General features: G+C 41.2%; 9 protein-coding genes and 2 pseudogenes. 2 read left to right on the forward strand and 9 right to left on the reverse strand.

Annotation, left to right across the window (positions count from 1 at the left end):
• Positions 1 to 87: 87 nt before the first annotated feature.
• From glf to HT719_RS00890, 3 genes and pseudogenes are all read right to left on the reverse strand, one after another.
• A complete protein-coding gene (glf, locus tag HT719_RS00875) occupies positions 88 to 1,188 on the reverse strand; it encodes a UDP-galactopyranose mutase (protein ID WP_100104644.1) in 1,101 nt (366 codons plus the stop codon).
• 286 nt (positions 1,189 to 1,474) lie between these two features.
• Positions 1,475 to 3,430: pseudogene (locus HT719_RS00880) on the reverse strand (peptide ABC transporter substrate-binding protein).
• A gap of 195 nt (positions 3,431 to 3,625) precedes the next feature.
• Positions 3,626 to 5,233: an alpha-glucosidase gene (locus HT719_RS00890; protein WP_172927920.1), complete on the reverse strand. Its 1,608-nt coding sequence runs from the start codon at positions 5,231 to 5,233 to the stop codon at positions 3,626 to 3,628.
• A 152-nt stretch (positions 5,234 to 5,385) separates the two neighbouring features.
• Between HT719_RS00890 and HT719_RS00895 the strand changes: the two genes are divergently transcribed.
• Together HT719_RS00895 and HT719_RS00900 are read left to right on the forward strand one after the other, a co-directional pair.
• Entirely contained in the window at positions 5,386 to 6,870 is a 1,485-nt protein-coding gene (locus tag HT719_RS00895; RefSeq protein WP_172927922.1) for a DUF1846 domain-containing protein, read from the forward strand.
• 94 nt (positions 6,871 to 6,964) lie between these two features.
• Positions 6,965 to 7,447: an S-ribosylhomocysteine lyase gene (locus HT719_RS00900; RefSeq protein ID WP_000032547.1), complete on the forward strand. Its 483-nt coding sequence runs from the start codon at positions 6,965 to 6,967 to the stop codon at positions 7,445 to 7,447.
• Positions 7,448 to 7,507: 60 nt separating this feature from the next.
• On the opposite strand, the gene HT719_RS00905 is transcribed toward HT719_RS00900, so the two are convergent.
• From HT719_RS00905 to HT719_RS00930, 6 genes and pseudogenes are all read right to left on the reverse strand, one after another.
• Positions 7,508 to 9,613 carry an ATP-dependent Clp protease ATP-binding subunit gene (locus HT719_RS00905; RefSeq protein ID WP_172927924.1) on the reverse strand — a complete coding sequence of 702 codons (2,106 nt, stop codon included), beginning with the start codon at positions 9,611 to 9,613 and terminating at the stop codon, positions 7,508 to 7,510.
• Between the two features lie 338 nt (positions 9,614 to 9,951).
• Positions 9,952 to 10,932, reverse strand: coding sequence for a phospho-N-acetylmuramoyl-pentapeptide-transferase (gene mraY, locus HT719_RS00910; RefSeq protein ID WP_172927926.1), 981 nt, complete (start codon positions 10,930 to 10,932; stop codon positions 9,952 to 9,954).
• 1 nt (position 10,933) lies between these two features.
• Entirely contained in the window at positions 10,934 to 13,186 is a 2,253-nt protein-coding gene (gene pbp2X / locus HT719_RS00915; protein ID WP_172927928.1) for a penicillin-binding protein 2X, read from the reverse strand.
• A gap of 3 nt (positions 13,187 to 13,189) precedes the next feature.
• Positions 13,190 to 13,507, reverse strand: a complete 318-nt coding sequence (ftsL, locus tag HT719_RS00920; protein ID WP_000840840.1) for a cell division protein FtsL — start codon at positions 13,505 to 13,507, stop codon at positions 13,190 to 13,192.
• A gap of 11 nt (positions 13,508 to 13,518) precedes the next feature.
• The gene (rsmH, locus tag HT719_RS00925; protein ID WP_172927930.1) at positions 13,519 to 14,469 is read right to left on the reverse strand and encodes a 16S rRNA (cytosine(1402)-N(4))-methyltransferase RsmH; all 951 of its coding nucleotides are present in this window, start codon (positions 14,467 to 14,469) and stop codon (positions 13,519 to 13,521) included.
• Positions 14,470 to 14,519: 50 nt separating this feature from the next.
• Positions 14,520 to 14,811, reverse strand: a pseudogene (locus tag HT719_RS00930) (IS30 family transposase); the annotation flags it as partial.

The raw sequence follows: 14,811 nt of genomic DNA on the forward strand, positions 1-14,811 counted from the left end.
CATATTACTATTATATAATACTTTTTTATTTTAGTTTAGTATAAAAATCTTAAGTAGCAAAGATTCTAAAATAACGGAATCCTTGCATTATTGTCCCAACTCTTCCTCGACCACTTCCAAGGCCCGTTCAATGACTACATGCATGTCGTAGTATTTATAATCAGCCAAACGTCCACAGAAAATGACCTTATCATTCTGTGCTGCTTCTTCTTGATAGTTAGCAAATAGGGCATTGTTTCTCTCGTCATTGATTGGATAATAAGGCTCATCTCCACCTTTCCAATCTGCTGGGTATTCACGAGTAATGACCGTTTTAGCTTGTGCTCCGTACTCAAAATGTTTATGCTCAATAATGCGAGTATAAGGAATTTCTCGTTCTGTATAGTTGACAACAGCATTTCCTTGATAGTTTTCTTCATCAAAAACTTCATGCTCAAAACGAAGACTACGGTATTCTAACTCACCATGTTTATAATCAAAGTATTGGTCAATCATCCCTGTAAAGACAACTTTTTCAGCAGAAGCTTCTAATTCTTGACGATTGGCAAAAAAGTCAAGACCAAGTTCTACTTCCACATCCTTGAGCATATTTTCAATGATAACGTTGTAACCACCAATTGGAATACCCTGGTAACGGTCATTGAAGTAGTTATTATCAAAAGTCAAACGAACTGGTAGACGTTTAATAATAAACGGTGGAAGGTCAGTAGCAGAACGTCCCCATTGCTTTTCAGTATATCCTTTAATCAATTTTTCATAAATATCTGGACCGATCAACTTGATAGCCTGCTCTTCCAAGTTTTTCGGTTCAACGTCCTTCATATGAGCCGTTTGCTCAGCAATCTTATCTTTGACCTCTTGAGGAGTTTTTGTCCCCCATATAGCATAGAAAGTATTCATATTGAAAGGTAGATTATAAAGGCTACCCTTGTAATTAGCTAGAGGCGAGTTGATATAATTGTTAAACTCAGCAAATTGATTCACATAATCCCAAACTTTTTTACTAGAAGTATGAAAGATATGGGCACCATATTTATGAACATTAACCCCTTCTACATTCTCACAGTAGATATTTCCACCAATGTGGTCACGTTTATCAATAACTTTTACTTTTTTTCCACGCTTGGTTGCTTCATAAGCAAAAATTGCTCCCGACAAACCAGCACCAACGATTAGATAGTCGTACATAGTCTCTCCCTTATCATTTACCTCTCATCTCCTTAACTATAGCAAAAGAGAGAATCTTATACTCTTCGAAAATCTCTTCAAACCACGTCAGCGTCCATCTGCAACCTCAAAACAGTACTTTGAGCTAACTTCTCAGTTACTCTTTAATTTTTATTGAGTATTCGTTTCAATCTATTTTAGCACAAAACAAATCATTTCTCAGTTTTCAATAGCCGAGTGATTTAAAAAGACAAGCACCAAAACTGATGTTTGTCTTTATGATTTTCCTTGAAAGGGCTATTTCTAACTATTTAACATGTTTTTCTGCTTCTTTTTGGGCTTTTTCGATTGCTTTTTTGCTTTCTTGATCCCATTTGGTCTTAGCTTCTTCAAACTGTTTAGTCGTCACAGTGTCTTTTGCAGTTTCATGTACTTGTAGTTATTGCCATCACCCTTAATACCAGCCAATGAATAGCCTCTTGTAAATGGCGTTACTTTGGTTACAGATGCTGTTCCACCACTTTACATAGCTGACATAATCAGAGAATTATCAATCATCCAAGCCTGTGCTTCAGCATATTTTTCGTAACGTTTGGCTACATCTTTATTTTCACTATCTGCATCTTTAAGTATATTAGTATAGGTATCCAGACCTAGGCTAGTGATTTTTTCCTTATCTTCCTTGGCATCTAGTCCAAAAATCTTAAGGTAGAATCCATCCTCTGCATTGAAAGGATTGAGATAAGTTGATGGATCTTGATAGTCACCTACCCAGCCATCAAAGTTCAAATCATAGTCTCTATCAGCTGCTGTCGGTGCTAAGAAGGCTACATTATTAAAATCATCTGTTAAAAGTTGCTGAACATCAATGACGATGTTATCAGCCCCCAAAACCGACTCAAGGGTCTACTTAACTGAGTTCATGCCTGTCACAGCATTTTTACTTGTCTGATCAACTGCAACATCCAAGTGAATTGGGAAAGTCACACCTTGATTTGCCAATTTTTTTTAGCTTCCGCAAATTTTGCTTGGGCTTTTTCTTTGTTGAAATAGGCATCCTGAGCATCTGCCAGGTTCATACCTGCCCATTCTGTTCCGTAGTTGACCAATTTAGAAGCGACTACTTCTCCAAAGGTCTTGTCTCCAACTTGGACAAATGTAGGAGGTACTAGGGTGTTACGAAGAGTCTTGCTAGCTGCTTCTTCCCCATTTGACTGAGCAGAATAGGCTGTGCGGTCCAAGGCAAAGTTCACCGCTTGGCGGAAGTTCTTGTTCAAAACAGCTGTCTCAGTTGACTTCTTCTGCTCATCTGTCGTTTTAGCAGTGTGATTGTAGGCCTTACGGTTAACGTTGAAATTGAAATACCAAGAAGTCTTGTCCTGCAAGCTATAGACGATATTATCCTTATATTTCTCCTTGGTCTTAGCCAAGTTAGAACTATTTGGATAAACCCCAGCGATAGAATAAGCTCCACTTTCAAAGTTACGGATGGTCAATTCTTGGTCTGAACCATCAAAATAGGCCAATTTCACATGTTCAATTGATACTTTGTCATGATCATAGTAATGCGGATTTTTCGCATACTCGATTGATGATTTTGATGTGAAATCTTTTAACAAATAAGGTCCGCTGTAGAGAATACTATCTGGAGATAGGGTACCAAAATCTTTCCCTTTTGAGTTTAAAAACTCTTCGTTTACTGGGAAAAGAATACTGTTGGTTGTTTTTGAGTTCCAGTAAGGTTCTGACCGTGACAAAGTATACTCAACAGTCTGGTCGTCAATGGCCTTCACCCCAACCTTAGAAAAGTCAGAATTCGCTCCTGTAATATAATCATTCAAGCCCTTAATCGAGTTTTGAATCAAGTCAATGGCCTGTGATTTATTATCCACTGCGTACTTGATACCTGTCACAAAATCTTGTGCCTTAACTGGGGCGTACTCTTCACCGTCAGCCGTGAACCATTTGGCACTTTTCTCAATTTGTAAGTATAAGTCAGACCGCCGCTTGAAACAGACCAGTCCTCTGCTAAAGACGGAACTAGATTTCCGTAATTGTCATTTTCAAGCAAACCATCAACTAGGTTGGTAATGATGGCTGTATTATCAGCGTAGTAGTCTAACAAGTAGTTAAATGCAGTTGGATTTCCACTAAAGGTTGATGAGTAAGTTTTTGTATCTGAACCTGATTGTCCGCAAGCAGCTAAAAGCAAGGCAAATGCAAAAGTCAGGCCTGCACTAAGGACACTCTTTTTTGTATTCATCTCCCTTCTACTTTATGTTAGTTTTTGTAACATAGGTTTGTTTTACCAAAATAGTGGAAATTTGTAAAGTTAATTGAATTTCGAGAATGAAAGTTTATAAACCTTGGTTATAAAAAACAAAGGATTTCTGCCTTTTCATACAACCTTCCCTTGTTTTTATGCGATTTCAATTTTAAATTTTTCTGTAAAAAATATTTATAGTAATTCCACACAGAAAGCATCCCATGGAGCTAAGATTTGTTTTTCAAAGACTTCTTGAGCTAGGGTGTTTTCAATCAAGACCGATTTGACGTTTCCTTCTACTGCCAAGTCTTGCTCTTCATTGGACAAGTTAGCCACAACTAGGAAACGACGGTCGCCATCTTTACGGATATAGGCAAAGACCTTGTCAGCCGTGTCAAGCAATTCAAAGTCAGCTCGAATTAGCCAGCTATTCTCCTTGCGAATTTGGACCAGTTTCTGATAGGTATAGAAAATAGAATCTGAACTTGCCAGCGCTTCTTGGACATTGATCATCTCGTAATTTGGATTAACCGCCAACCAAGGCTGACCTGCCGAGAAACCGGCGTTTTTGCTCTCGTCCCATTGCATAGGGGTACGGGCATTGTCACGTCCAATGGCACGGATACTGTCCATAATTTCTTCCAGCGGAACACCTTTTTCAAGAGCCTCACGCGCATAGTTGAGGGATTCAATATCTTCTACTTGATCCAGTGTTTCAAACGGATAGTTGGTCATCCCAATCTCCTCACCTTGGTAGATATAAGGAGTTCCTCTCATGAGATGAAGTAAGATTGCAAAGGCTTTGGCAGATTTTTCGCGGTATTCTTGGTCATTTCCCCAGATTGAGACAATACGAGGGAGGTCATGGTTGTTCCAGAAGAGGGAATTCCAGCCGTCCTCAACTCCTAACTCTGTCTGCCATTTGTTGAAGATTTCTTTTAACTTAGCGATATTCAGCTCTTTTTGATAGTGCCATTTAGGCTGACCTTCCTGATACTGAAGACCGATATGTTCAAACTGGAAGACCATAGACAATTCTTGCCCCTTTGGATCAGAGTAGAGCTTGGCAATCTCTGGCGTTGCTCCCCAAGTCTCCCCTACTGTCAAGAGATCCTTATCTCCAAAGGTCGCCTGATTCATTTCCTTGAGATAGGGATGAAGCATAGGACCATTATTGACTACCTTCTCGTCAGGAATTTTGCCAATCATGTCAATAACATCCATACGGAAACCACCAATACCTTTATCAATCCAGAAGTCCATCATATCATAAATTTTCTGGCGAAGTTTTTCATTTTCCCAGTTGAGATCCGGCTGTTTCTTACTGAAAAAGTGGAGATAGTATTGACCTGACTTTTCATCGTATTCCCAAGCAGACCCACTAAAGATAGAATCTAGGTCATTGGGTTCATCGCGCCAGATATAGTAGTCTCGCTCAGGGCTATTAGGATTTTCACAGGCCTCTACAAACCAAGCATGTTCATCCGAGGTATGATTGACCACCAAGTCCATGATGATACGAATATCACGCTTCTTAGCTTCCGCAATCAGTTGATCCATATCCTCCATGGTTCCAAAAATCGTTGCAATCGCTTGATAATCAGCAATATCGTAGCCATTATCATCCATAGGGCTGTCATAAACGGGAGAAAGCCAAATCGCTGTAATCCCTAGCTTGGCTAGATAGTCTAACTTACTGGTAATTCCTGGCAAATCGCCAATTCCATCTCCGTTGCTGTCCATGAAACTCTTTGGATAAACTTGATAAACTACGGCATTGTGCCACCATTTTTCTTGCATCTTCTTACCTCATTATTTTAATAATCTACAATCTATGATAGCGCTTTTTGAATTTTTGTGCAAGCCTTCGCCTAATCTTTTTGATTCCTTTTTTAACTCCATAGTTTCCTAACTTCCAATTTTTTATTATAATAGAGGTCAGAGGTAAAAAAATGAAAAAACAAGCTTTTAATTCTGAACAATATTTGAATCTACAGCGCGACCACATTTTGGAGCGCATTAATCAATTTGACGGTAAACTCTACTTGGAGTTTGGTGGCAAAATGTTAGAAGATTTCCACGCTGCTCGTGTCCTTCCTGGTTATGAGCCTGACAATAAAATCAAGCTCTTGCAAGAATTGAAAGAGCAGGTTGAGGTCGTGATTGCTATTAATGCAAGTAATATCGAGCATTCCAAAGCACGTGGCGACTTAGGCATTTCTTATGACCAAGAAGTCCTTCGCTTGATTGACAAATTCAATGAACTGGGAATTTTTGTCGGCTCAGTGGTCATCACACAGTACGCTGGCCAACCAGCTGCAGATGTCTTCCGCAACCAACTCGAGAAAAACGGAATTGATTCTTATCTTCATTATCCAATCAAAGGATATCCAACAGATATGGATCACATCATTTCTCCAGAAGGTATGGGGAAAAATGACTACATCAAAACCAGTCGCAACTTGATCGTCGTAACCGCTCCTGGACCTGGTTCTGGAAAATTGGCAACTTGTATGTCCAATATGTACCACGACCAAATCAATGGCATCAAGTCTGGCTACGCTAAATTTGAAACCTTCCCAGTTTGGAATCTTCCCCTTCATCACCCAGTCAATTTGGCCTACGAGGCTGCCACAGCTGACCTTGATGATGTCAACATGATCGACCCCTTCCATCTCCAAACTTACGTAGAGACCACTGTCAACTACAACCGTGATATCGAGATTTTCCCAGTGCTGAAACGCATGTTGGAACGTATCCTAGGGGAGTCCCCATACTCTTCTCCGACAGATATGGGTGTCAACATGGTTGGTTTCGCTATTACAGATAATGAGGCTGCTGTCGAAGCCTCTAAACAAGAAATCATCCGTCGCTACTATCAGACTGTTCTTGATTTCAAAGCCGAAAAAGTTGGCGAAGCTGCTGTCAAGAAAATCGAGTTACTCATGAACGACCTCGGTATCACACCTTCAGACCGTAAGGTTGCTGTCGTTGCGCGCCAAAAAGCAGAAGAAACTGGCGGACCAGCCCTAGCCCTTGAATTGCCAAGTGGGGAAATTGTCACTGGTAAGAACTCAGAACTCTTTGGCCCTACAGCCGCTGCTCTTATCAACGCCATCAAGAAATCAGCTGACATCGCTAAAGAAGTAAAACTCATCGAACCTGAAGTTGTCAAACCGATCCAAGGTCTTAAAATCGATCATCTCGGTAGCCGCAATCCACGCCTCCATTCAAATGAAATCCTGATTGCTCTTGCCATCACAGCTACAGAAAATTCTGATGCCGCTCGTGCTATGGAAGAGCTTGACAACCTCAAAGGAAGCGAAGCCCACTCAACTATCATCTTGACTGATGAAGACAAAAATGTCCTTCGTAAATTGGGTATCAATGTAACCTTTGACCCTTACTACCAATACGACCGTTTGTATCGTAAGTAAAGATTTGAACCTCTCCACTCTCGGAGAGGTTTTCTCTCTGTCTCAGGAGCCAGCTTTATGTTATAATGAAAGAAGAAAACTGAAAGGATTTACCATGTCAAAAGAAGTTATTGTTGAAAGTTTTGAACTTGACCACACCATTGTCAAGGCACCCTATGTTCGCTTGATTGGGGAAGAAACAGGACCAAAAGGAGACATCATCTCCAATTATGATATTCGCTTGGTGCAACCAAATGAAGACTCTATCCCTACTGCCGGCCTTCACACTATCGAGCACCTCTTAGCCAAACTCATCCGTACCCGCATTGACGGCATGATTGACTGTTCGCCATTTGGTTGCCGCACAGGCTTCCACATGATTATGTGGGGACGCCACACCAGTGCTGAAATCGCAGCTGTTATCAAGGATTCGCTCAAGGAAATCGCTGAAACTACTACTTGGGAAGATGTCCCAGGGACAACCATCGAATCTTGCGGAAACTACAAGGACCACAGCCTCTTCTCTGCTAAAGAATGGGCAAAACTCATCTTGGAACAAGGGATTTCAGATGATGCCTTTGAACGTCATGTGATTTAAACACAAAAGGAACCAGTTTTTTTCAGCTGGCTCCTTCTTTTTTATCCTCAAAATTATATCTTAGGCTTTCTCACGAATAACCAAAACGCCATCTTCCATATCTGCTTCCAGATGTTTAGCATCTAAATGATCCAAGTGGAAGTCTGTCACCTTATCACGAATTTCTTGTTCAACCACGCGACGGAGAGGACGAACCCCCATGACTTCGTCGTAGCCTTCTTCTGTGATATAATCTTTAGCCGCTTGACTGACTACCAAGTCAATGTCTTTCTTAGCCAAGGTTTGGTTAACTTCAACCAACATAAGGTCTACAATCTTAGAAAGGTCTTCCTTGGTCAAGTGCGAGAACTCGATAACTGCATTAAAGCGGTTGAGGAATTCTGGACGGAAGAATGGTTTCAAACGGTCCATCAATTCTGGTTTGTCCGCATCTTCTGTCAAGTTGGCTTCATAGCCAAATCCAGCATTTGAGGTCGCAATAATGACAGTGTTTTTAAAGTTAACGGTATTTCCTTGGCCATCAGTCAAACGACCATCATCCAAGACTTGGAGGAGAAGGGTAATGACTTGAGGGTCAGCCTTTTCAATTTCGTCGAGAAGGACGATTGAGTATGGATTGCGACGGACGCGTTCTGTCAAGGTATTGTTGTTGTCATCGTAACCAACATAACCTGCAGTTGTACCAATTAGCTTAGATACGGCTGTGCGGTCGCTGTATTCTGACATGTCCAAACGGATGATAGCGTCCTTGGTTCCGAACATATCAAGAGCCAATTGTTTAGCCAACTCAGTCTTACCAACACCAGTAGGACCTACAAAGAGGAAGCTACCGATTGGGCGATTGCCTTCATCAAAACCGGCACGGTTACGACGGATAGCACGGGCTACAGCTTCAACTGCCTTATCTTGACCGATTACCTTATCTTGCAGACGATGAGCCATATCTTTCAGACGTTCGATGTCTGATGCTCCCATTTGTGACACTGGAATACCGGTCATTCGTTCTACAGACTCAGCCACATCGTTGACACTTGCAGTCACTTTCATATCTTCTGTGTGGTTTTCGATTTTCTTTTCTAATTCTGCGATACGTGTTTTATAGTTTAGGGCTGCTTCAAAATCTTCTGCCTCAACAGCTTTTTCTTGCTTGTCTTTTTCCGCCTCGATTTCCCGTTCAACAGCATGGACATCTGTTACAGGATGTTGAGCTGCCAAGTGAGCAGCCGTTACATCGACAAGGTCAATAGCCTTATCTGGCAAGCTACGTTGAGGAATATACTGAACAGAATAATCCACTGCCGCTTTCAAAACTTCGTCTGGCAAGATGACATTGTGGTGTTGTTGATAGAGATCACGAATTCCTTGAAGAATTTTATATGTATCCTCTGCTGAAGGAGCATTGACCTTGACTTCGTTGAAACGACGAGCAAGGGCTGCATTTTTCAAGATAGTATTACGGTATTCATCTTGAGTAGTTGCGCCAATCACTGTCAATTCTCCACGAGAGAGGGCTGGCTTGAGAATGTCTGCAAGCCCTTTAGAACCACTGTCACCTCCAGTAGATCCAGCACCGAGGATTTGGTGAATTTCATCAAAGAAGAGGATAATATTCCCTGCTTCTTTGACCTCATTGACTAAGTTTTGAACGTTTTCTTCAAAACTACCGCGGTATTGAGTCCCAGCCTCAAGACCTGAGATATCAATGGAAATAATTTCCTTGTTCTTGATGGCAGCTGGGACATCTCCGTTCACAATCGCTTGTGCTAGGCCTTCGACAACAGCTGTCTTACCAACACCTGCGTCTCCGACTAAAACAGGATTGTTCTTGGTACGGCGTGAAAGGATTTCAGATGCTTCTTGAATTTCCTTGTTTCGTCCGATAACAGGATCCAACTTACCCTCACGCGCTTCTGCAGTCAAGTTTCGACCTAGTTTAGCAAGGACACCGTCTTGTTTCATACCTGACGTATGTTGTGGCATTTGTCCATCAGTCTCTGCATTTCCTGGCAGTTGACCAGTTGCACGATAATGAGCAAATTCCTCAGGTGTGACTTCACATCCATTAATCAAGTAACGGCGATTTTCAGAACTGTATCCTCGCATACCACCCATCAATTGGTTAAATAGATCATCCATGTTGTTAAAATTATTAAAGTTGTTGTTCATATTCTTTACCTCTTTTTGTTTACTTAGTTATGATTACTGATATTGACTATCTTTGACCTTTGTCTTAAAAAATTTAGACTAGCTAAATGGCTACTCTAGGTACTATTTCTGGTTTTTCTTTTTCAAGTAGGAGTAGACTATCTTTACTTCTGAAGATTTCTAGATTAAACATAGACACACCTCTTTCTATTTTACTTTAAATCATTGTTCACGTAAGGCTGTCATTTACCTTACCTTCATAATATACTACATTAGTCAGAAAAGGTCAAGAGATTTGACTTTAATTGACCAATATTTTTTAAAAAGCAAAAACACCCTGAAACGTCAGGGTGCCATTCTTACACCAAATACAAAATTGCTAGTGTCAAGAGACTTGCTAGAAGTCCCACTCCCCAAAAGAAGAAGTCAACCTTCCACTCGCTCCAAGGATTTCCTTTACCAGACAATCCTCCAAGCTCAAAATGGTGATGCACAGGCGTCATACGGAAAATACGTTTGCCACCAGTCATTTTGAAATAGCTGACTTGCATCATGACCGAAGTTGTTTCAAAGACATAAACAATTCCGATAATCAAGAGAGTCCATTCTTGGTGGAGAGCCATAGAGATAGCTGCCAGCATTCCACCGAGAGCCAAACTTCCCACATCTCCCATAAAGACTTTAGCAGGCTTATGGTTAAAGACAAAGAAACCAAGTAAACCACCAATCATGGCCAAAATCACCAGAAGAATATCCATCTGACCTTGCACATAGGCAATAACTCCATAGGCAGACAAACTAATCACAACGGAAATACTAGCTAAACCGTCAATACCATCTGTCAAGTTCACTGCGTTTGAAAAACCAACTAGCCAGAAAAGAGCGAAGATAATATAGAAAAGCCCTAGATGCACTTGGTAACCAAAGACAGAAAGCATATCTCCACCGCGCTCATAGAAAAGGTAGAAAATGACGCCACCTAGAAGCTGAAGAGCCAATTTCTGTTTAGGATTAAGCCCCTCATTGATTTTACGAAAAACCTTAAGAAAGTCATCTAAAAATCCGACAAGTCCATAAAGGACCAAGATGAACAAAATCATTCCTACATTATTGCTGAATTGGCTACTAAATAGGGCAAAAAAGAAGGCAACCAAAACAGAAGCAATTAAGAAAACCAAACCTCCCATTGTAGGAGTCCCAGCTTTTGCCTGATGCTGTTTGACATCCTCATGCATCTGCTGGCCTGTAATTTGCGCCTTTCTATAAAATTTGATAAAGGCCGGAATTCCTACTAAAGTTAGTAAAAATGTCACAATTCCAGCACTGATGGAAATAAACATATTAGTCTCCTAAAGTTAATGTAATTTTTTTAATGTCCTTGATAGCTGTGTTAGCACGAACATCTTGCTTCTGCACAGTAGAGCCCGAACCTTCAAATTCAAGTTCTATATTGAGCCACTTAGCAAAGGTCTCAGCAGTCTCTTTTGTCCAACCATACATATCTGGAACTTCCTCTGCTTTATCAGATAAGATCAGGACTTGCTGATTCGGGGCAAGATTCTTCCCTTCTTCAGCAGAACTGTTTTTAATCTTCGTTCCTGTTCCCACAACAATAGGTTGTACAAGATTGCGACGCAATTCTTCTGCTAAATCACCAGGTGAAATATCCTTGACACTAGGCATAGGATAAGGACTTTGTTGACTTACTTGCTCCAAAGCTTTAGCTGCTGTTTGAAGATTGAGAGAGTCTTTCATAGCTGAAGCCCGCTCCAAGATAGGATTGGCAAATTCTCCCAACTGAATACCTGAATAATGTTCAGGTTGTTGGACCGTCACATACAAGATAAAATCAGGATTTTCAGCTGGATTCATCGACACAGCCGAAAAAATGTAATTGGTCGTACCAACTAAGTAACCTCCATTTTTCTCATCGGCAATCTGAGCCGTACCAGACTTGAGGGCTACATTTTGCCCAGGAACAGTTACAGTTGGTTTCCCTGTCTTATGATTATACATAGTTCCATATACTGGATCGGTACCGACTAAAACCATATGCGTTCGCGTCAAGCTCGCTGCATCTTTAGAAACAGGATTTCCTACAATCTCTTTTTGAGATTTCCGAACAGATTGGTCATTTGGGTCATACAAGGCACTGATAAATTTAGGTTCTAGCATGACGCCATCATTGGCAATAGCGGTAAAGGCACGAATCATTTGCGTCTGGGTCACTGAAATCCCTTGCCCAAATGAGCTTTGCCCAATGCTGACAATATTATCCGCAGGAAGTTGCCCAGCATACTCATCCGTCAAACCGAAACGGGTCGGAACACCAAATTTAAAGCGATTAAGATAATCAAGCCAGGTAGCATCTCCCATCTTTTGCTCAAGAAGGGTCATCCCAACGTTACTTGAGTGAGCGAACCCTTGAGAAAAGGTCATCATTCCTCCGACAGTTAATCCTTCATTGACGTCCCAATCTCGGGTAGTAACATCTGCTACTTTTAACTCACTACTATTGAAAACTTCTCCTCCTGGGAAAGTATTATTATCAATAGCAGCAGCGAGCGTCATGACCTTCATGGGTGACCCTGGCTCATAGTTACTTTGATAGAGGATATCACGCCAAACAAAGTCCTTGGTAAGTCCTTCCTTAGTATCGGCATCAAAGGTTGGTCTCTGCGTCGTTGCAAGAATCTCCCCCGTTTTAGCACTAACCAAGGTAGCCGTCATATACTTGCCTTTTATTTTTTCTTGAAAGGCATTCATCTGTGTCTCCATGAAGGACTGAAGGGTGCTGGAAATAGTTGTATAAACATCCTTGCCATCTACCGTTTGCTGGGAAACTTGTTCTGTTCCGGGGACAATATTACCCAGACGATCCTTTTCATAGGTAATAATACCGTCTTTCCCTGCAAGAATACTGTTCAAGGAACTCTCCATCCCAGAAGTTCCCAGCAAACTCTTGCTTCCATCTTCATTTTCATGGAGCTGAGCTAGACCGATAAAACTAGAAGCAAATTGTCCGTTTGGGTAACTACGATTGGGACTGGTTGTAAAATCAATTCCCTTGACCTCTGCAGTTTCCAACTCTTTTTTGATAGTCATCATATTGGCATAGGTAATCCCATTTCCCTTTGCTCCAAAAGAAACTTGCTTGAGATTAGGTTGCGAGAGTTGCTCTCTTACATAAGATTCTTCCATGTCCAGATACTTATGAAAGACCTCTGCAACCTTGTTAAATTGTGTTTTTTCTACGTAAAGAATCTTACCCGTTGCTGACTTATAGTTCTCATCAATAACCGCATAAACATTATAAGATGTCGCATCCTCAGCAATAGGGACTCCATTTCGGTCATAAATAGTCCCACGTTTGGCAGGAACTGTACGGGTGGTTTGATGAACCTTCTTAGCTTCCCTCGCTAAATCTGTTCCAAAGCGAGTGCCCGTCCCAATGATGACCGCAAAATTGACTAAAAAAACGGCAAAAACAAAGACAGATAATAAACTCAGACTTTTTCCAACTCTGCGTCTGTTTTCAGCCGGCGATTTCCGATTTTTGGTCGCATAACGGATTACTTTTTTTGTCCACTTCATATCTTACTCCGCTATTCGAATATTTTCATTGTTTAATTGCAAATCGTGTGAATTGGCAATTTCTTTCAAACGTTCTGCACGTAATAGTTCATTGACCTCTTGCTTGGCATCGTCCAATTCGGTCTTCTTTTCCTCTATCTGCGCATTGATTTTTGTCAAATCATTCTGCACTTGCAAGAGCTTGGTCTGCATAAAAATAATACTAATGGCTACAATAAGAGTGGTTACAGCAATGGAAAAGTAAAAAGCTTTTTCCACACGCGAAAACCGTTTAAGTTGCATCTGTAGTATTTGACCTGTTTTTTCCATTCTTTCTGCCATCATTTTTCCTCTTACTTGTGAATTTTTCTAGCCACGCGCAACTTGGCTGAGTGCGAGCGGTTATTGGCTTCTAATTCTTCTGCACTTGGCAAAATTGGCTTACGGGCTACCAATTCCATCTTGGGCTTGAGATCATCTGGGATGAAAGGCAAGCCTTTTGGAACTTCAACTGTTGAAGCTTCCTTGAACAATTGCTTGGTCAAGCGGTCTTCTAGCGAATGGAAGGTAATCACTGAGATTCTACCATCCAGAGCCAACATATCCATAGCCTGCTGGATGGACTCATCTGCCGCCCCCAGCTCATCGTTAACTTCAATTCGAATAGCTTGGAAAATCTGCTTGGCAGGGTGACCCTTCTTCTTGAGTTCCTTGGCAGGCTTGGCCGACTTGATAATTTCTGCCAATTCAGTCGTAGTCTCGATAGGTTTCAGATCACGCGCTTGTTCAATCTTGCGGGCAATCTGTTTAGAGAATTTGTCCTCTCCATACTTGAAGAAAATACGAACCAAGTCATGATAGTCATAGTGATTCACCACTTCATAGGCTGTCAGACTAGCTTCCTGATTCATCCGCATGTCCAGTGGCGCATCCTTTTTATAAGAAAAACCACGCTCACGCTGGTCTAATTGAGGACTAGACACTCCCAAGTCATAACAAATTCCATCAATTTCTTGAACACCAGCTTCACGCAAACGTGCCTGTAAATGACGGAAGTTATCCTTGATAAAGGTCACCATTCCCTTCTCAATGTAAGGTACCAAGCGTTTTTGCGCATTGTCAATGGCATTCTGGTCCTGGTCAAAGGCATAGAGATGGCCTTTTTCACTTAATTTACTTAATAAATACTCGCTATGGCCTGCTCCACCCAAAGTCGCATCAACGTAGATACCGTCGGGCTTTACGTCAAGCATATCAATCGTTTCGTGGAGTAAGACCGTTACATGATGAAATTCTTTTGTCATATCTTATCTATTTTACCACAAATCCGACCAGCTTGCACTAGTCAGACAAATCAGACAAGGAGGCCAAATTTCAAGTTCAAGTTAGCCATGAAGAAGTCTTCTCTGGGTGATTTGTAGTTCAAGCATTTTTTAGGATAGTTATTAATCCAATTTTCGATGAATGCGACTTCTTTGGGAGTCGTTTTCTTAGTCCCCTTAGGTAACCATCTCCGAATGAGCCTGTTGTGATTCTCATTAGTTCCCCTTTTCCCAAGAGGCATAGGGGTGCGCATAATAGATATGTTCCTCAGAAAATACATCAGACAAGCGGTTAAATTCTGTAACATTATCTGCCGTGATGGA

Origin of the sequence: Streptococcus sp. k-378 (genome assembly GCF_013277505.1) — a bacterium.
In the GTDB taxonomy this organism is placed as follows: domain Bacteria; phylum Bacillota; class Bacilli; order Lactobacillales; family Streptococcaceae; genus Streptococcus; species Streptococcus pseudopneumoniae.

What these genes read in the sequence shown, in the direction of transcription:
- glf (WP_100104644.1), bottom strand. Translation starts at nt 1,188, where the DNA reads ATGTACGACTATCTAATCGTTGGTGCTGGTTTGTCGGGAGCAATTTTT.
- HT719_RS00890 (WP_172927920.1), bottom strand. Translation starts at nt 5,233, where the DNA reads ATGCAAGAAAAATGGTGGCACAATGCCGTAGTTTATCAAGTTTATCCA.
- HT719_RS00895 (WP_172927922.1), top strand. Translation starts at nt 5,386, where the DNA reads ATGAAAAAACAAGCTTTTAATTCTGAACAATATTTGAATCTACAGCGC.
- HT719_RS00900 (WP_000032547.1), top strand. Translation starts at nt 6,965, where the DNA reads ATGTCAAAAGAAGTTATTGTTGAAAGTTTTGAACTTGACCACACCATT.
- HT719_RS00905 (WP_172927924.1), bottom strand. Translation starts at nt 9,613, where the DNA reads ATGAACAACAACTTTAATAATTTTAACAACATGGATGATCTATTTAAC.
- mraY (WP_172927926.1), bottom strand. Translation starts at nt 10,932, where the DNA reads ATGTTTATTTCCATCAGTGCTGGAATTGTGACATTTTTACTAACTTTA.
- pbp2X (WP_172927928.1), bottom strand. Translation starts at nt 13,186, where the DNA reads ATGAAGTGGACAAAAAAAGTAATCCGTTATGCGACCAAAAATCGGAAA.
- ftsL (WP_000840840.1), bottom strand. Translation starts at nt 13,507, where the DNA reads ATGGCAGAAAGAATGGAAAAAACAGGTCAAATACTACAGATGCAACTT.
- rsmH (WP_172927930.1), bottom strand. Translation starts at nt 14,469, where the DNA reads ATGACAAAAGAATTTCATCATGTAACGGTCTTACTCCACGAAACGATT.